The 16,056-nt window shown below is 73.4% G+C and carries 12 protein-coding genes; 5 read left to right on the forward strand and 7 right to left on the reverse strand.

Features of this window, described 5'->3' with window-relative positions; translation table 11 throughout:
* Positions 1–102: 102 nt before the first annotated feature.
* Entirely contained in the window at positions 103–1,536 is a 1,434-nt protein-coding gene (locus K2224_RS28570) for a Gfo/Idh/MocA family protein (RefSeq protein WP_221910089.1), read from the reverse strand.
* 327 nt (positions 1,537–1,863) lie between these two features.
* Here K2224_RS28570 and K2224_RS28575 point away from each other — a divergent pair, with 327 nt between their 5' ends.
* Complete coding sequence (locus tag K2224_RS28575; protein WP_260693533.1) at positions 1,864–3,285, forward strand: alpha-amylase family protein; 1,422 nt, start codon at positions 1,864–1,866, stop codon at positions 3,283–3,285.
* Between the two features lie 13 nt (positions 3,286–3,298).
* On the opposite strand, the gene K2224_RS28580 is transcribed toward K2224_RS28575, so the two are convergent.
* Together K2224_RS28580 and K2224_RS28585 are read right to left on the reverse strand one after the other, a co-directional pair.
* On the reverse strand, positions 3,299–6,280 hold the full coding sequence (locus tag K2224_RS28580; protein ID WP_221912005.1) for an FAD-binding and (Fe-S)-binding domain-containing protein: 2,982 nt from the start codon (positions 6,278–6,280) through the stop codon (positions 3,299–3,301).
* Positions 6,281–6,328: 48 nt separating this feature from the next.
* Entirely contained in the window at positions 6,329–6,811 is a 483-nt protein-coding gene (locus tag K2224_RS28585; protein ID WP_221910090.1) for a MarR family winged helix-turn-helix transcriptional regulator, read from the reverse strand.
* A gap of 132 nt (positions 6,812–6,943) precedes the next feature.
* Between K2224_RS28585 and K2224_RS28590 the strand changes: the two genes are divergently transcribed.
* On the forward strand, positions 6,944–8,800 hold the full coding sequence (locus K2224_RS28590; protein WP_221910091.1) for an ABC transporter ATP-binding protein: 1,857 nt from the start codon (positions 6,944–6,946) through the stop codon (positions 8,798–8,800).
* Between the two features lie 64 nt (positions 8,801–8,864).
* Here the strand turns inward: K2224_RS28590 and K2224_RS28595 are convergent, their stop codons facing one another.
* From K2224_RS28595 to K2224_RS28610, 4 genes are all read right to left on the reverse strand, one after another.
* The gene (locus K2224_RS28595) at positions 8,865–10,043 is read right to left on the reverse strand and encodes an SGNH/GDSL hydrolase family protein (protein ID WP_221910092.1); all 1,179 of its coding nucleotides are present in this window, start codon (positions 10,041–10,043) and stop codon (positions 8,865–8,867) included.
* A 151-nt stretch (positions 10,044–10,194) separates the two neighbouring features.
* Positions 10,195–10,851, reverse strand: a complete 657-nt coding sequence (locus tag K2224_RS28600; RefSeq protein ID WP_221910093.1) for an LUD domain-containing protein — start codon at positions 10,849–10,851, stop codon at positions 10,195–10,197.
* Positions 10,848–12,341, reverse strand: a complete 1,494-nt coding sequence (locus K2224_RS28605; RefSeq protein WP_221910094.1) for a lactate utilization protein B — start codon at positions 12,339–12,341, stop codon at positions 10,848–10,850. The genes K2224_RS28600 and K2224_RS28605 overlap by 4 nt, the downstream gene beginning before the upstream one ends.
* Positions 12,338–13,138: a (Fe-S)-binding protein gene (locus K2224_RS28610; RefSeq protein WP_221910095.1), complete on the reverse strand. Its 801-nt coding sequence runs from the start codon at positions 13,136–13,138 to the stop codon at positions 12,338–12,340. The genes K2224_RS28605 and K2224_RS28610 overlap by 4 nt, the downstream gene beginning before the upstream one ends.
* Before the next feature lie 135 nt (positions 13,139–13,273).
* Between K2224_RS28610 and K2224_RS40885 the strand changes: the two genes are divergently transcribed.
* The 3 genes from K2224_RS40885 to K2224_RS28620 all read left to right on the forward strand — a co-directional run bounded on the left by K2224_RS40885 (position 13,274) and on the right by K2224_RS28620 (position 16,025).
* Entirely contained in the window at positions 13,274–13,399 is a 126-nt protein-coding gene (locus tag K2224_RS40885) for a hypothetical protein (protein WP_260693534.1), read from the forward strand.
* On the forward strand, positions 13,371–14,702 hold the full coding sequence (locus K2224_RS28615; protein ID WP_221910096.1) for an MFS transporter: 1,332 nt from the start codon (positions 13,371–13,373) through the stop codon (positions 14,700–14,702). The genes K2224_RS40885 and K2224_RS28615 overlap by 29 nt, the downstream gene beginning before the upstream one ends.
* A gap of 552 nt (positions 14,703–15,254) precedes the next feature.
* Positions 15,255–16,025 carry a GntR family transcriptional regulator gene (locus tag K2224_RS28620; protein ID WP_260693535.1) on the forward strand — a complete coding sequence of 257 codons (771 nt, stop codon included), beginning with the start codon at positions 15,255–15,257 and terminating at the stop codon, positions 16,023–16,025.
* Positions 16,026–16,056: the final 31 nt, after the last annotated feature.

Here is a 16,056-nt window from a genome sequence, read left to right on the forward strand (position 1 = left end):
GCGTGCCGGACGCACCCCCGGGGAGGGCGTGAACTCCCGGGGCCCGGTGGTGGATTGCCCGCCATCGGGCCCCGTACCGTCCGGCGGAGGCCCGCGCCCCCGTTACCCGGCGGGCTTCTGCGAGTCCATCCCGGGCCGTGCCTTGCGCCACAGTCCCCGGGTGAAGTCCGGGATCTCCTGCGGGGCGCCCTGTGCCCTGATCGAGCGGTCGCTGAGCGGCAGTGGTGCCGACCACGTCGCCGCGTCGTAGACGTCGAAGTCCGGTACCAGACCCAGTTTCAGACACTGCGTCAGCCGCAGGACGAGCATGTAGTCCATACCGCCGTGGCCACCGGGCGGGTTGGCGTGCTCCTTCCACAGCCAGTGGTCCCACTCCGCGTACCGGCCGAAGTCGCCCCACTCGTCGTTGCCCTGGTCGGGCTCCAGGTAGATCCGCTCGGGGTAGTCCTCGAAGAGTCCCTTCGTCCCGCCGAGGCTGTTGATCCGGCTGTACGGGTGCGGCGTGGAGACATCGTGCTCCAGCCGGATCACCCGCCCCTTGGCGGTCTGTAGCAGGCTGATCGTCCGGTCGCTCTCGATGTAGGACTCCTTCCAGCTGGGATCGCCGGGCGGCATGTGCTCCTTGCGGTACGCGGCCAGGCCCCGCGCCGGTGTGCCGAAGCTGGAGATCCGCACCACCCGGTCACCGCGGTTGACGTCCATGTAGTTGGCGACCGGCCCGAACCCGTGGTTGGGGTAGAGGTCGCCGCGCAGCCGGGTGTGCCACAGCCGCCGCCACGGGCCCTCGTAGTACGTGGGGTCGAACATCAGCCCCCGCAGGTCGTGGATGTACGCCCCGGCGCCGTGCAGCAGTTCGCCGAAGAGGCCGGCGTGTGCCATCCGCAGCACCCGCATCTCGTTTCTGCCGTAGCAGCAGTTCTCCAGTTGCAGGCAGTGTCTGCGGGTGCGCTCGGAGAGGTCGACCAGCTCCCACAGCTGTTCCAGGCGCAGCGCCAGCGGGCATTCGGTGCCGACGTGCTTGCCGTTGAGCATGGCGGTCCGCGCCATCTCGAAGTGCCAGTCCCAGGGCGTCGCCGCGTAGACGAAGTCGATGTCGGTGCGTCCGCAGAGGTTCTCGAAGTCGTGGTCGCCGTTGGTGTAGACGGCGGGCGCCGGCTGCCCGGCCCTGGTGACCTTCGCGGCGGCCGCGGCGACCTTGTCCTTGACCGGGTCGCAGAGGGCCACGACCCGGACGTCCGGCATCGCCAGGAAGAGGTCGATCATGCTGCCGCCGCGGTTGCCGAGCCCGATGAGGCCGACGCGGACCGTGCGGTGCGGCTCGAACGGTACCCCGATCATGGTCCGGCCGCCGGGCTTCGGGGCCGGGGCGGCGGCCCGGTCCGGTCCGGCCGCCCCGGGTGCGGCCGCGGCCGCCGGTCCGGTGCCCAGTCCGGCGAGCCCCAGTCCGGCGCCCGCCGCGCCGGCGGTCCACAGGACCGAACGGCGGCTGGGGCCGGTCTCTTCGGGCTCCTGGCTCTGCGGTGGTGCCTCGTGCATCGGTCCTCCAAGGAAGCGGATCGAACGCGGGACAGTCGTGAACCTCGGTGAGGACCCTGACGGTTGGGTGGCCCGGGGCACAAGAGGGCCCATTGGACTCCTGGTTCGCGTACTTGGACTCTTGGGGCATCCACGGAGGTGCCGGCCGTGCTGCCCCGACCGGAGCCGTCAGCGTCTTTCGCAAGAGCCTGAAAAGCCTTGCCGAAAACCTTGACGTGTCCACGCACGAAAAGGCAGGCTCCGAAGCGGAATCCCCCCATGGCGGCCTGGCGCGTGGCTGCTCTCGTGGGCGCGGTCCCCGTGCCCCATGACGAAGGAGCCGCAACGATGCAGCGACACAGGAACCGCGACCGCGCAGTGCCGAAGGAGCCGCACCGGTGGCGCCGTTACCGGGCACGGGGCAGGACGCTGGCCGGGGCGCTGGCCGCGGTCGGTCTCGCCGCCTTCGCCCCCTGGCCCTCGCAGGCCACCCCGCCCGGCGACCGGACCGTCACCGCCACCCTCTTCGAGTGGAAGTACGCCGACGTCGCCAGGGCCTGCACCGGCCAACTCGGCCCGGCCGGCTACGGATACGTCGAGGTCTCGCCCGCCTCCGAGCACATCCAGGGCGACCAGTGGTGGACCTCGTACCAGCCGGTCAGCTACAAGATCGCCGGCCGGCTGGGGGACCGCGACGCGTTCGCCGCCATGATCCGCAGCTGCCACACGGCCGGCGTCAAGGTCATCGCCGACGCCGTCGTCAACCACATGTCGGCCGGATCGGGCACCGGCACCGGCGGCACCCGGTACACCAAGTACAACTACCCCGGCTACTACCAGGACCAGGACTTCCACGGCTGCCGCAAGCCGATCTCCGACTACACCGACCGCGGCGACGTCCAGAACTGCGAACTGGTCGGCCTGGCCGACCTCGACACCGGCAGCGACTACGTCCGCACCACGATCGCCAAGTACCTCGACGACCTGCGGTCACTGGGCGTGGACGGCTTCCGGATCGACGCCGCCAAGCACATCGCCGCCACCGATCTCGCCGCCGTCAAGGGCAAGATGAAGGACCCCGGCTACTGGGTGCAGGAGGTCGTCTACGGTGCCGGCGAGGCGGTCCAGCCCGACGAGTACACCGGCACCGGCGACGTCGACGAGTTCCGCTACGGCACCCACCTCAAGAGCGCCTTCCGGAGCGGCAACCTCGCCCAGCTCAAGTCGGTCGCGGACGGCAAGCTCGGCGGCGACCGGGCCCGGACGTTCGTCGACAACTGGGACACCGAGCGGAACGGTTCGACCCTGACGTACAAGGACGGTGCGGCCTACACCCTCGCCAACGTCTTCATGCTCGCCTCGCCGTACGGTTCGCCGAACGTCTACTCCGGCTACGAGTGGACCGACAAGGACGCCGGTCCGCCCGCCTCCGGCGCCGCCGGCTGGACCGACGAACACGCCAAGCGGGAGATCACCGGGATGGTGGGGTTCCGCAACGCGGTGGGGGCGGCGGAGCTGAACAACTGGTGGGACAACGGGGCCAGTGCCATCGCTTTCGGACGGGGGTCGGCGGGGTTCGTCGCGATCAACTCCGGGGACGGGGCGGTGAGTCGGACGTTTGCGACGTCGTTGCCGGCCGGCACGTATTGCGACGTCGTCGCGGCGGATCCGGCGGCGTGCGACGGGCATACCGTCACGGTCGGGCAGGATGGTTCGGCGCAGCTGACCGTGCCCGGGCACAGTGCCGTGGCGCTGCATATCACTCGCTGACGCTCGCTCGTCCTCAAACGCCGGACGGGCTGGAGTCGTCGTCGGACGGGCCGGGGTTGTCGCCGGACGGGGCGGATGGGCGGGTCGCCCACTCCAGGGACAGCAGGGCCGAGCGGTAGCCTCGGCCGTCCGTGGCGTGGTCCATGCCGATCTCGCACATGCGGTTCGCCGAGAGGTGGGCGTCGAAGGGGCGGGCGGTGACCTCGGCCGCCTCCTTCGCGGTGGCGGACTCGGTCAACTCCCGGTGGAGCAGGCCGCGGTCGCCGGCGAAGGCGCAGCAGCCCGCGTCGTCCGGGACCACCACCTCGCGGGCGCACGCCTCGGCGACCCGCCGCAGCTGATCCTCGTCGCCCAGATGCTGCATGGCGCAGGTGGGGTGGAGGACCGCGGAGCCCAGGGTGCGGTGGATCTCCAGACGGGGGAGGAGGTCGGCGGCCCAGACGACGGAGTCGACGACGGTCAGTTCGGCGTGCAGGGAGCGGTTGAACGGCGTGAGGTGGGGCGCCACTTCGTGGGCCAGGCCGAGGGTGCAGGAGGAGGCGTCCACCACCAGCGGCAGCTGCCCGCCGGCCGTCCAGCCCCAGGCCGCCTCGACGATGCGGTCGGCCATCAGCCGGTTGCCCCGCTCGTAGCCCTTGGAGTGCCAGATGGTGGCGCAGCAGGTGCCGGTGACGTCCGGCGGGATCCACACCGGGCGGCCGGCCCGCCGGCCGAGCGCCACCACCGCCTCGGGGAGGGACGGGCCGTGGTGGCCGGCGGGTTCGCCGAAGATCCGGTTCACACAGGCCGGGTAGTACACGGCGGTCGCGCCGGCGCGCTGCGTGGCGGGCAGCCGGCGGGCCGCGGCGCCGGGGATCTGCGGCAGCCACTCCGGCACCAGGTCGGGGCGGACGGCCCGGCGGGCGGCGCCGGTCGCCGCGGTCAGCCACCGGTCGTCGAGCCGGTCGGCGGCGGCCACCGCGAGCCGGGCCGCCCGCTCGACCACGGCGAAGTGCCGGGCGGTGCGCTCGGCGATCCGCTCCTCGCGCGGGGAGTGCCGGCGGTGCCGGAAGTCCTTCATCAGCGCGCCGGTGTCGATGCCCACCGGGCAGGCCAGCTTGCAGGTGGAGTCGCCGGCGCAGGTGTCCACCGCGGCGTAGCCGTAGGCGTCCAGCAGCGCGTCGTTCACCGCGGAGCGGGCCGGCTGGCGGAGCATCTCGCGGCGCAGCACGATGCGTTGGCGGGGGGTGGTGGTCAGGTCCTCGCTGGGGCAGGTCGGTTCGCAGAAGCCGCACTCGATGCACGGGTCGGCGACCGCCTCGACCTGCGGGATCGCCTTCAGACCGCGCAGGTGGGCGCGTGGGTCGCGGTCCAGGAGGACGCGCGGGGCGAGGATGCCGCGGGGGTCCACGATCTCCTTGATCCGCCACATCGACGCGGTGGCGCGCGGGCCCCATTCCAACTCCAGGAACGGGGCGATGTTGCGGCCGGTGGCGTGCTCGGCCTTCAGCGAGCCGTCGAACCGCTCGACGGTCAGCCGGCAGAAGTCGTCCATGAAGGCGGCGTAGCGGGCCACGTCGTCGGGGTCGGCGGCGTCGAAGGCGAGCAGGAAGTGCAGATTGCCGTGGGCGGCGTGGCCGGCGACCGCGGCGTCGAAGCCGTGCCGGGCCTGGAGTTCCAGCAGCGCGGTGCAGGCGTCGGCGAGCCGGGCCGGCGGGACCGCGAAGTCCTCGGTGATCAGGGTCGTCCCGGACGGCCGGGAGCCGCCGACCGCGGTGACGAACGCCTTGCGGGCCCGCCAGTAGCCGCCGCTGACGGCCGGGTCCCGGGTGAAGGCGTTGCCGACCGACGGCACCGGGGCGACCAGTTCCAGCCCGGCCAGCACCCGCGCCGCCGCTTCCTCGTACGCCCGCTGCGCGGCCTCGTCCGGTGCCCGGAACTCCACCAGCAGGGCCGCGGTCTCCTTGGGCAGCTCCGCCCAGTCGGCGGGCACCCCGGGCACGCTCACCGACGCGCGCAGGGTGTTGCCGTCCATCAGCTCCACGGCCCGCGCGCCCGCCTCGTTGAAGCGGGGGACGGCGGCGGCCGCGGCGGCGAGGGAGGGGAAGAAGAGGAGCGCGGTGGAGGTGTGCCGGTCCAGCGGCAGGGTGGTGAAGACCGTCTCGGCGATGAAGCCGAGGGTGCCCTCGGAGCCGACCATCAGCCCGCGCAGGATCTCCACCGGCGTCCGCCCGTCGAGGAGGGCGTCCAAGCGATAGCCGTTGGTGTTCTTGAGCGTGTACTTCGCGCGGATCCGGGCCACCAGCTCCGGGTCCGCCTCGATCTCGGCCTTCAGGGCCAGGAGTTCGGTGCAGAGCACCGGTTCGGCGCGGGCCAGCCGGGCGTCGGCGTCCGGGCGGGCGGTGTCGACGACGGTGCCGGACGGCAGCACGAAGGTCAGTGAGGCCAGCGTGCGATAGGAGTTGCGGGTGGTGCCGGCGGTCATCCCGGAGGCGTTGTTGGCGACCACCCCGCCCACGGTGCAGGCGATGGCGCTGGCCGGGTCGGGGCCCAGCAGCCGGCCGTGCCGGGCCAGCGCCGCATTGGCCCGTACGACGGTGGTGCCGGGCCGGATCCGGGCCCGGGCGCCGTCGTCCAGCACCTCGATCCCGGACCAGTGGCGGCGGACGTCGACGAGGATGTCCTCGCCCTGCGCCTGGCCGTTGAGGGAGGTGCCGGCGGCCCGGAAGACGACGTGGCGGCCGTGGGCGCGGGCGTAGGAGAACACCGCGGCGACGTCCTCGGCGGTCTCGGCGACCACCACGACCTGCGGCAGGAAGCGGTAGGGGCTGGCGTCGGAGGCGTAGCGGACCAGGTCGGTGACGGTGTGCCGCACCTTGTCCGGGCCGAGCAGGGCGAGCAGGTCGCCGCGCAGCGGTTCGGGGGTGCCGGCCGCCAGCCGCTCGGGCACCCGGTCCGGCGCGGGGTGGGTGGTGCGGGGCCGCAGGGCTTCGGGCGTGGGCTCCAGCAGGGGCACGGTCACCTCCGGTCGCCTGCGCGTCGGACGGCGCGGCAGGCCAGTGCGTCAGGTCTGTGCGTCGGGTCGGTGCGGTTCACCCGGTCCGTCGACGAGGGTGGCGAGCAGGCCGCCGAGCAGCTCGCGCTGTGCGGCGGTCAGTGGAGCCAGGATCTCCTCCGCGGCGGCCCGGCGCGCGCCGCGCAACGCCCGGAGCGCGGACCGGCCGGTGTCGGTCAGTTCGATCCGCACCACCCGGCGGTTGGCCGGGTCGGGCACCCGGCGCACCGTGCCGTTCGCCTCCAGGGCGTCCACCAGTGTCGTCACCGCCCGGGGCACCACCTCCAGCCGCTCGGCGAGGTCGGCCATCCGGGGCGGGGTGTCGCGGCAGTGGCCGACGATCCGCAGCAGACGGGACTGCGCGGGGGTGACGGCGAGGTCCAGGTGGGCCATGTGGCGCTTCTGGGCACGCTGCATCCGGCGGGTCAGCCGCACCAGCTGCTCGGCCACGTTGGCTTCGGTGGCGCCGGCCGACGGCTCGGGGGAGGGCATGGCCACAGAGTACAGGACAAGATTCATTGTGAGTATAGGTAACAATGAGCTAGGCTCGGCAAAGTTCCGATCCGTCCCGCCCCTGGATCCCGCCAGCCCCCTGCTTCCCACCCTCCCCCCTCGAAGGAGCCCATGCGCCCCGAAGAACCGAACTGGACGCCGCCGCCCAAGGACCCGGACGCCCCGGTCCAGCTGCGGCGGATCCTCGCGCTGTTCCGCCCCTACCGCGGCCGGCTGGCCCTGGTCGGCCTGCTCGTCGCCGCCTCCTCCCTGGTCTCGGTGGCCTCCCCGTTCCTGCTCCGGGAGATCCTGGACGTCGCCATACCCGGCCGCCGCACCGGACTGCTGACCCTGCTCGCCCTGGGCATGATCGCCACCGCCGTCACCACCAGCGTCTTCGGCGTCCTGCAAACCCTGATCTCCACCACCGTCGGCCAGCGCGTCATGCACGACCTGCGCACCGCCGTCTACGCCAAGCTCCAGCGGATGCCGCTGGCGTTCTTCACCCGCACCCGCACCGGCGAGGTCCAGTCCCGGATCGCCAACGACATCGGCGGGATGCAGGCCACCGTCACCTCCACCGCCACGTCCCTGGTCTCCAATCTCACCTCGGTCACCGCCACCGTCGTCGCCATGGTCGCCCTCGACTGGCGGCTGACCGTCGTCTCGCTGCTGCTGCTCCCGCTCTTCGTCTGGATCAGCCGCCGGGTCGGCAACGAACGCAAGAAGATCACCACCAAGCGGCAGAAGCAGATGGCGGCGATGTCCGCGATGGTCACCGAGTCCCTCTCGGTCAGCGGTGTGCTGCTCGGCCGCACCATGGGCCGTGCCGACTCGCTCACCAGCGGCTTCGCCGCCGAGTCCGAGCGCCTGGTCGACCTGGAGGTCCGCGCCAACATGGCCGGCCGCTGGCGGATGGCCACCATCGGCATCGTCATGGCCGCCATGCCCGCGCTCATCTACTGGGCGGCCGGCCTGGTCCTCCAACTCGGCGGCCCGGTCTTCTCCATAGGCACCCTGGTCGCCTTCGTCTCCCTCCAGCAGGGCCTGCTGCGCCCCACCGTCTCCCTGCTGACCACCGGCGTCCAGATGCAGACCTCGCTCGCGCTCTTCCAGCGCATCTTCGAATACCTCGACCTGCCGGTCACCCTCACCGAGCCGGCCGAACCCGTCCGACTCCCCGCCCCGCGCGGCGAGATCCGCTTCGAGAACGTCACCTTCGGCTACGACCCGGAGGCCGCCCCCACCCTCGACGGCATCGACCTCACCGTCCCGGCCGGCACCAGCCTCGCCGTCGTCGGCGCCACCGGCAGCGGCAAGACCACCCTGAGCTACCTCGTCCCGCGCCTCTACGACGTCACCGGCGGCCGGGTCACCCTCGACGGCACCGACGTCCGCGACCTCGGCTTCGACACCCTGGCCCGGGCCGTCGGCGTGGTCTCCCAGGAGACCTACCTCTTCCACGCCTCGGTCGCCGAGAACCTCCGCTTCGCCAAGCCCGACGCCACCGACGAGGAGATCGAGCGCGCCGCCCGCATCGCCCAGATCCACGACCACATCGCGGCCCTCCCCGAGGGCTACGACACCGTCGTCGGCGAACGCGGCCACCGCTTCTCCGGCGGCGAGAAGCAGCGCCTGGCCCTCGCCCGCACCCTCCTGCGCGACCCGCCGGTGCTCGTCCTCGACGAGGCCACCAGCGCCCTGGACACCCGTACCGAACACGCCGTCCAGCAGGCCGTCGACGCGCTCTCCGCCGGCCGCACCACGCTCACCATCGCGCACCGTCTCTCCACGGTCCGGGACGCCGACCAGATCGTCGTCCTGGACGGCGGCCGGATCGCCGAACGCGGCACCCACGACGAACTGCTGGCCGCCGACGGCCGCTACGCCGCCCTGGTCCGCCGCGACACCCGCCCGGACCCGGCGGACGACCCGGCCGGTCCGGCCGGTGCCGGCGACGACGGCCGCGCCCCCGGGGTCCTGGTGTGACCGGGACCGGGGGGGCGTCCCGGGGGCGTCCCGGGAAGGGGCACGGCGAGGGGCCGGGCGGTGGTCAGAGCACGGCCGGGTCGATCGCCCGCGCCATCGCCGCGTAGCCCTCGTCGCCCGGGTGCTTGAAGTCCCCGCTGTCGTAGGCGGGCAGCAGCGCGTCCGGGTCGGCCGGGTCCGCCAGCGCCGCCGCGAAGTCGGCCACCGCGTCGAACGCGCCGCCGGTCCGGATCCAGTCGTTGACCGCCCGGCGCTTCGCCTCCGCGGCCGGCGTGTGGTACTCCGACCCCTTGAACGGCATGATCGTCCCGCCGACCACCCGCACCCCCGCCGCGTGCGCCCGGTCGATCAACTCCCGGTATCCGGCGATCAGTTGCTCGACGGAGTGGTCCGGGTTCGGCTTGTACGTCGGCAGGTCGACCTCGCTGAAGCCGATGTCGTTCAGGCCCACCAGGACGACCACCGACCGCACGCCCGGCTGCGCCAGCACGTCCCGGCCGAACCGCGCCCCGGCCCGCTCGCCGAAATACGGCGCGTCGTTCAGCAGCAGATTGCCGCCGATGCCGAGGTTGAGGACCCGCAGCGGACGGCCCTCGGCGGCCAGCCGCTCGGCCAGCGCGTCCGAGTAGCGCCGGTCGGCGTCGACGGTCGAGCCGAAGCCGTCGGTGAGCGAGTCGCCGAAGAGCACCACGGTGTCCCGCTCCGCCGGGCCGCCGTCGGCCAGCTCCACCGCGGCCAGGTAGTACCACGACACGGTGGTCTCCCCGAAGACCGCCGGATCCGCCTCGCCCAGCTGCTGGCCGGCGGCCCGGTACGCGGTGGCCCACGCCTGCGCGTGGAATGTCGCCGGACCGGTCGGCCCGGCGAAGTACAGCGACACGGTGAGTGACTCCAGCGCCGCCACCGTCACCTCCGCCGCATCGCTGACGACCTCGCCGCCCGCCGGGATCCGCACCGACTCCGCGCCGCCGAAGGTCAGCGGCCGCACCGAACCCGGCGCCACCGCCGCCCCGTCACCGGCCCGGGCGACACTGGCCCCGGACACCTCCAGCGGCGCGGTCCCGTAGCGGTTGGAGAGCCGGATCCGGGCCCGGGTCCCCGCCCCGGTGACCCGTACGGTCTGCCGCACCGTCTGGTCCGCGAAGCCCTCCTCGGCCCAGTTCTTGTGGAACCCCTCGCTGGGGCGCTGCACGGCCGTGGCCCAACCGGACTGCCACACCGGGGAGTCGTCGTTGCTGTTCATGGGGTGCTGCCTGCCTCTCGGTCATCTGCTCGGTGGCGATGACCAGGAGTCTGCCGAGCGGCGCGAGGGGTACCCAGACACCTGTCGGTGGTACGCATCCGGTGCGTACCACCGACAGGGTCACCCTCCGCGCCGGCCGGCCCGGCCGGGTTCAGCTCCCGCCCTCCTCCGCCAGCAGGACCACCTCCAGCGTCCGCGGCCCGTGCACCCCCTCCACCCGGTCGAGTTCGATGTCGCTGGTGGCGGACGGCCCGGAGATCCACGTCAGCGGGCGCTCCGGCGACAGCCGCGGCAGCGCCTCGGGCACCGAGCCGACGACCTGCCCGGGCACCCGCACCACACAGAGGTGATGGTCCGGGACGAGGGTGATCCGGCGGCTGCCCTGGTCCGGGCCGGCGTCCAGCACCAGCGTGCCGGTCTCCGCGACCGCCAGCGCACATCCCGTCACCACGCTGTCCACCGCGTCCAGTTCCCGCGCGGTGTCGCCGGCCCGGTCCGGAAGCACGGTGACCTCGGCGGCGGACAGCCACCGCGGATCCAGCCCGGTCGGCGCCACCACCGTCCGCGCCCCGCGCTCGGCCAGCAGCCGGCCGATCAGCGCCGGCAGTTCGCCGGGCGCGCAGCGGTGCACCACCGCCCGGTAGTCGGCGAGGTTCTCCGCCAGCAGCTCCACGGTCTCCTCGGTCGTCCGGGAGCCGTGCACCCGGAGGTAGTCCCGGGGCACCGGCGGATCGTGCGGCCCCTCGCCGCGCGGCACATCGGCCAGCGCCCGCCGGACCCGCGCCAGCACCACGTCCCTGCTGCTCACTCGACGCCTCCCGTCTCGGAGTTACCGTTCGCGCCCCGGGTGCGCCGCCACCAGTCACGGAACGACTCGGCCGGCACCGCCGGCAGCGCGCGGGTGTCGGACCAGGCGCGGCCCGGCCCCGGCAGCCGCCGCGGGTGCAGCCGCCGGGTCCGGGCCGCCAGCCGCATCCCGCCGCGCAGCGCGCCCGGGTGGTCGAACGCCCAGGCGGCGGCGCGCATCGCGGCCCGCTCCGCGGCGTGCCCCCGGGCCGGCTTGAGGACGACCCGGGCCCCGCCCCGGGTCACCGGCCCGCCCTCCACCACCCGCTCCCGCAGGTGCACCAGCACCTCGGGGATGTCGATGGCCACCGGGCACACCTCGTAGCACGCCCCGCACAACGACGAGGCGTACGGCAGCGACTGCTCCAACGGACCTGCCATGCCGCGGAGTTGGGGCGTGAGGATGGCGCCGATGGGCCCCGGGTAGGGGGATCCGTAGGCGTGCCCGCCGGCCCGCTCGTAGACCGGGCAGACGTTCAGGCACGCCGAACAGCGGATGCAGCGCAGCGCCTGCCGCCCGACGGTGTCGGCCAGGGTGTCCGTCCGCCCGTTGTCGAGCAGCACCAGATGGAAGGTGCGCGGCCCGTCGCCGTCCGTGGTCCCGGTCCAGGTGGTGGTGTACGGGTTCATCCGCTCGGCGGTGGAGGAGCGCGGCAGCAACTGGAGGAAGACCTCCAGGTCCTGCCAGGTCGGCACGGTCTTCTCGATGCCGACGACCGAGATCAGGGTCTCCGGCAGGGTCAGGCACATCCGGCCGTTGCCCTCGGACTCCACGACCACCAGCGTGCCGGTCTCGGCGACCATGAAGTTGGCGCCGGAGATCCCCACCTTGGCGGTGAGGAACTTCTCCCGCAGGTGCAGCCGGGCCGCCTCGGCCAGCTCGGCGGGGGAGTCCGACAGCCCCTCCGGCGCCGGCCGGCCCCACTTCCCCATCTCCCGGCGGAAGATGTCGCGGATCTCGGCGCGGTTGCGGTGGATCGCCGGCACCAGGATGTGCGACGGGAGGTCGTCGCCGAGCTGCACGATCAGCTCCGCCAGATCCGTCTCGTACGCCCGGATGCCGGCCTCGGCCAGCGCCTCGTTGAGCCCGATCTCCTGCGTCGCCATCGACTTGACCTTGACGACCTCGCGTTCGCCGGTCTCCCGGACCAGCCGGGTGACGATCCGGTTGGCCTCCGCGGCGTCCGCCGCCCAGTGCACCTGGCCGCCCGCGGCGACCACGGACTCCTCCAACTGTTCCAGATAGCGGTCGAGATGACGGAGCGTCCGGTCCTTGAGCGCGGCGCCCGCGGCGCGCAGCCCCGCCCAGTCGTCCAGCTCCGCCACCGCCCGGGCCCGCTTGTCGCGGATGGTGCGGGTGGCATGGGTGAGGTTGGCCCGCAGCCGGGTGTCGCGGGTCGAGACGTCCGCGGCCCTCGGGAACGCCGGCATGCCGAGGAAGCTGCGGCTCATCGGGCGCCTCCCGCCGCGCCGGCCGCCCGGCCCGGGCCGCCGCCCGCCGCCACGTCCGCCTCCGTACTCGCGAGGATCTCCGCGAGGTGCACCGGCCGCACCGGCGAACCCTGCCGGACGAGCATGCCCCCGAGGTGCAGCAGACAGGAGTTGTCGACGGTGCAGAGCGCCTCCGCACCGGTCCCGGTCACCGCCCGGACCTTGTCGGCGCCCATCGCCGCCGACACCGCCGGGTTCTTCACCGCGAACGTCCCGCCGAACCCGCAGCACTCCTCGGCGCCCGGCAGTTCCTTCAGCGTCAGCCCGCGCACCCGCTCCAGCAGCCGCCGCGGCCGGTCGCCGAGCCCCAGCATCCGCAGCCCGTGGCAGGTGGGGTGATAGGTGACGGTGTGCGGGTAGTACGCGCCGACGTCGGTCACCTTCAGCACGTCCACCAGGAACTCCGTCAGTTCGTACGTCTTGGGCACGGCCCGCGCCGCGGCCTCGGCCAGCTCCCGGCCGCGCCCCTCCGCCGCGGCCCGCGCCGCGATCCGGGGGAAGTTGTCGCGCACCATCGCCGCGCAGGACCCGGACGGGGTCACCACGTACTCGTGGTCCGCGAACGCCCGGTCGAAGCGGCGCACCAGCGGCTCGGTGGCGTGCCGGTAGCCGGTGTTGAACTGCGGCTGACCGCAGCAGCTCTGCTCCTCCGGGAAGTCGACGTCGACGCCCAGCCGTTCCAGCAGGGTCACCACCGCCTGCCCGGTCCGTGGACGGAGCGTGTCGTTGATGCAGGTGACGAACAGCGCTACCCGCACGGTGCCTCCTCCTCGCGCTCTTCTCCGGCGGCCCGCCCGCCGGCCGGCGTCGGCCACGGGCCCGGGACACCGCCGGCGCGTTGCGGCCGTGTTGCCGCGACATTGCCGCGGCAACACGGCCGCGACCGCGCCGCCGTGACCCCTGGCGGCGACGCGCCCCACCGGTACATGATCACCTGGATCATCCTGCCCCAGCGGCACGCCGAGGAGAAGGACCGGGAGCTGAACGACGATGTCGAGCGCACAGCCCATAGCCGATGACCGGGTCCCCGACGGCCCCCGTCCGCCGTCCCGGCTGCGGCAGTTGGCCGCCGCCTCGGTCGGCAACGCCGTCGAGTGGTACGACTGGTACGCATACTCCTTCCTGGCGGTCTACTTCGCCGACCAGGTCTTCCCCAAGGGCGCCGGCAACTCCCTGGTTCCGCTGCTCTCCACCTTCGCGGTCTTCGCCGTCGGCTTCTTCATGCGCCCGGTCGGCGGGCTGTTGCTGGGCGCGGTCGCCGACCGGCACGGCCGGCGCACCGCGCTGACCCTCACCATCCTGCTGATGGGCGGCGGCAGTCTGCTGGTCGCACTGACCCCCACCTACGCGGCCACCGGCGTCCTCGCCCCGATCGTGCTGGTCGTGGCCCGCCTGGTGCAGGGCCTGTCGGTCGGCGGCGAGTTCGCCGCGTCCACCACCTTCCTGGTGGAGTCCGCCGGACCGGGCCGGCGCGGCCTGTTCTCCAGCTTCCAGTACGTCTCCACCACCCTCGGCCAGCTGCTCGCCTCCGGCACCGGGGCGCTGCTCGCCGCGCTGCTCACCGAGCGCCAGATGGGCCAGTGGGGCTGGCGGATCGCGTTCCTCGTCGGCGCCCTGCTGAGCCTGCTCGGACTGTGGATCCGGCGCGGCGCCCAGGAGACCCTGCCGCGGGCCGCCGACGCTCCCGAGTCACCGGACTCCGCCCAACGGGCCACCCGCCCCGGCCTGTTCGAGGGCCTGCGCCGCCACCCCCGCCAGTCGCTCCTCATCTGCGGCATCACCGCCGGCGGCACCCTGGCGTACTACACCTGGACCACCTATCTCCCCACCTACGCCCAGGTCAACGCCGGTTTCGACAAGGGCGACGCGCTCACCGTCGGCACCCTGTCGCTGGCCTTCTTCGCGCTGCTCCAGCCGCTGGGCGGTCTGCTCTCCGACCGCATCGGCCGCAAGCCGCTGCTGCTCGCCTTCGGCCTGGGCTTCGCCGTGCTGAGCGTCCCGCTGCTGCACCTGGTCACCGACGCCTTCGTCTCGCTCCTGCTGGTGCAGTGCGCCGGGATGGTGCTGCTCACCGGTTACACCTCGGTCGCCGCCGCGGTGAACGCCGAGGTCTTCCCGGCGCGGGTGCGCGCCGCCGGCATCGGCTTCCCGTACTCCTTGACCGTCGCGCTCTTCGGCGGCACCGCCCCCTACGTCGGCACCTGGTTCAAGCAGGCCGGCCACCCGGACCTCTTCCCCTGGTACGTGGCGCTGCTCTGCCTGGTGTCCTTCTTCGTCTACCTGGCGCTCCCGGAGACCGCGCGCAGGCCGCTGGCGCAGTAGCCGCCCATCGGCGAAGTGCCGGGCCCGCCGCGTCGGTCGGGCCCCGGGCACGCGGAAGGCGCCGCTCCTCCTGGGACGAGGAGGAGCGGCGCCCCGCGGTGCGGCAAGTGCGTCAGACCAGCCAGCCCACGAGGTGGACGATGCCGGCAAGCAGGCTGGTGATGATGTTCATCTGGTTCTGTCTCCTAGCGAAGTGTGGGACCAACTCCCCGGCCCAGCAAGGGATGTCGACCGGAGGCGCCGTAACGGTCTGCAGCCCGTCGCTTGCGCCTCGTAAGCATCACCCGTCGCCGGTGCGACTGGGAAGCCGTTCCGTGATCGACCACGCTTTCCGGCGAACACTCGATCGGCCGTTCGCTTGTTCTCATTGGGTTGAGGGTGCGGGTTAGTTGTCAGACAAGAGGGCTCGTCCGGCGGCGTACCCGGTTCGGTGACTCCGCTCGCCGGTGTCGGGCCGCCCGGCCATCGCCCCCTGGCCAGTGGGAAACTGGCGGTGTGCGCCCGTCCCGGGCGCGGTGCGGGCGGTCGGACCACGGACGCGGGGAGACGGAGATGGCTGGCAGACAACAGGACCGGGGGAGCACCCCGGCCCGGCCCCGGCGGCGCCCGGTCGTCGCGCTCTACGAGCGGATGGTCGAGGCCATCCGCGCCGGCAGCTATCCGCCGGGCTCCACCCTGCCGACCGAGCCCCGGCTCGCCGCCGAACTGGGCGTGAGCCGCCCCGCGCTGCGCGAGGCGCTGATCCTGCTCCAGGAGGACGGCGTGATCAGCGTCCGGCGCGGGGTGGGCCGCACCGTCAGCCACCATCTCCCGCCGCGCGGCTTCGAGTTCCTCAAGCCGGTGGAGCAGCTGCTCGGGGAGGGCGGACAGGCGGTGACGGTGCCGCTGGCCCGTACCCACGAGGAGCCCACCGACTTCTCCACCCAGCACCTGGTCCTGCCGGCCCGCGGCGAGGTGCGCTTCTGGGAGAGCGTGATCGAGGTCGCCGGGATCCCGGCCTGCCTGACCCAGGAGTGGGCCTCGGACGAGACGCTGGCGGAGCTGCTGCCGGACGCCGTCGCCGCGTTCGACGGCCCCGGCGGGAACGCGTCGTCCTTGCTGGGCCTGGTGCTGGACGCCGGGCGCGGACTGCCGCTGACCGGCAGCAGCACCATCGTGGCCACCACTCTCGGCCGGCAGCGCGGCGCCCAGCTGGGTCGCCCCGCGGACACCCCCGGCGTCCTGGTCACCCAGGTCGTACGGCTGGACCGCACGCCGCTGCTGGCCGCCAAGCACATGCTGCCGCCGGGCGCCCCCGCCCTCCCCGTGTGGCAGGCCCGCTGACCGGCCCGGACGCCGCGCCTCCCGACCGTCC

The organism is Streptomyces sp. BHT-5-2 (assembly GCF_019774615.1).
Lineage (GTDB): Bacteria > Actinomycetota > Actinomycetes > Streptomycetales > Streptomycetaceae > Streptomyces.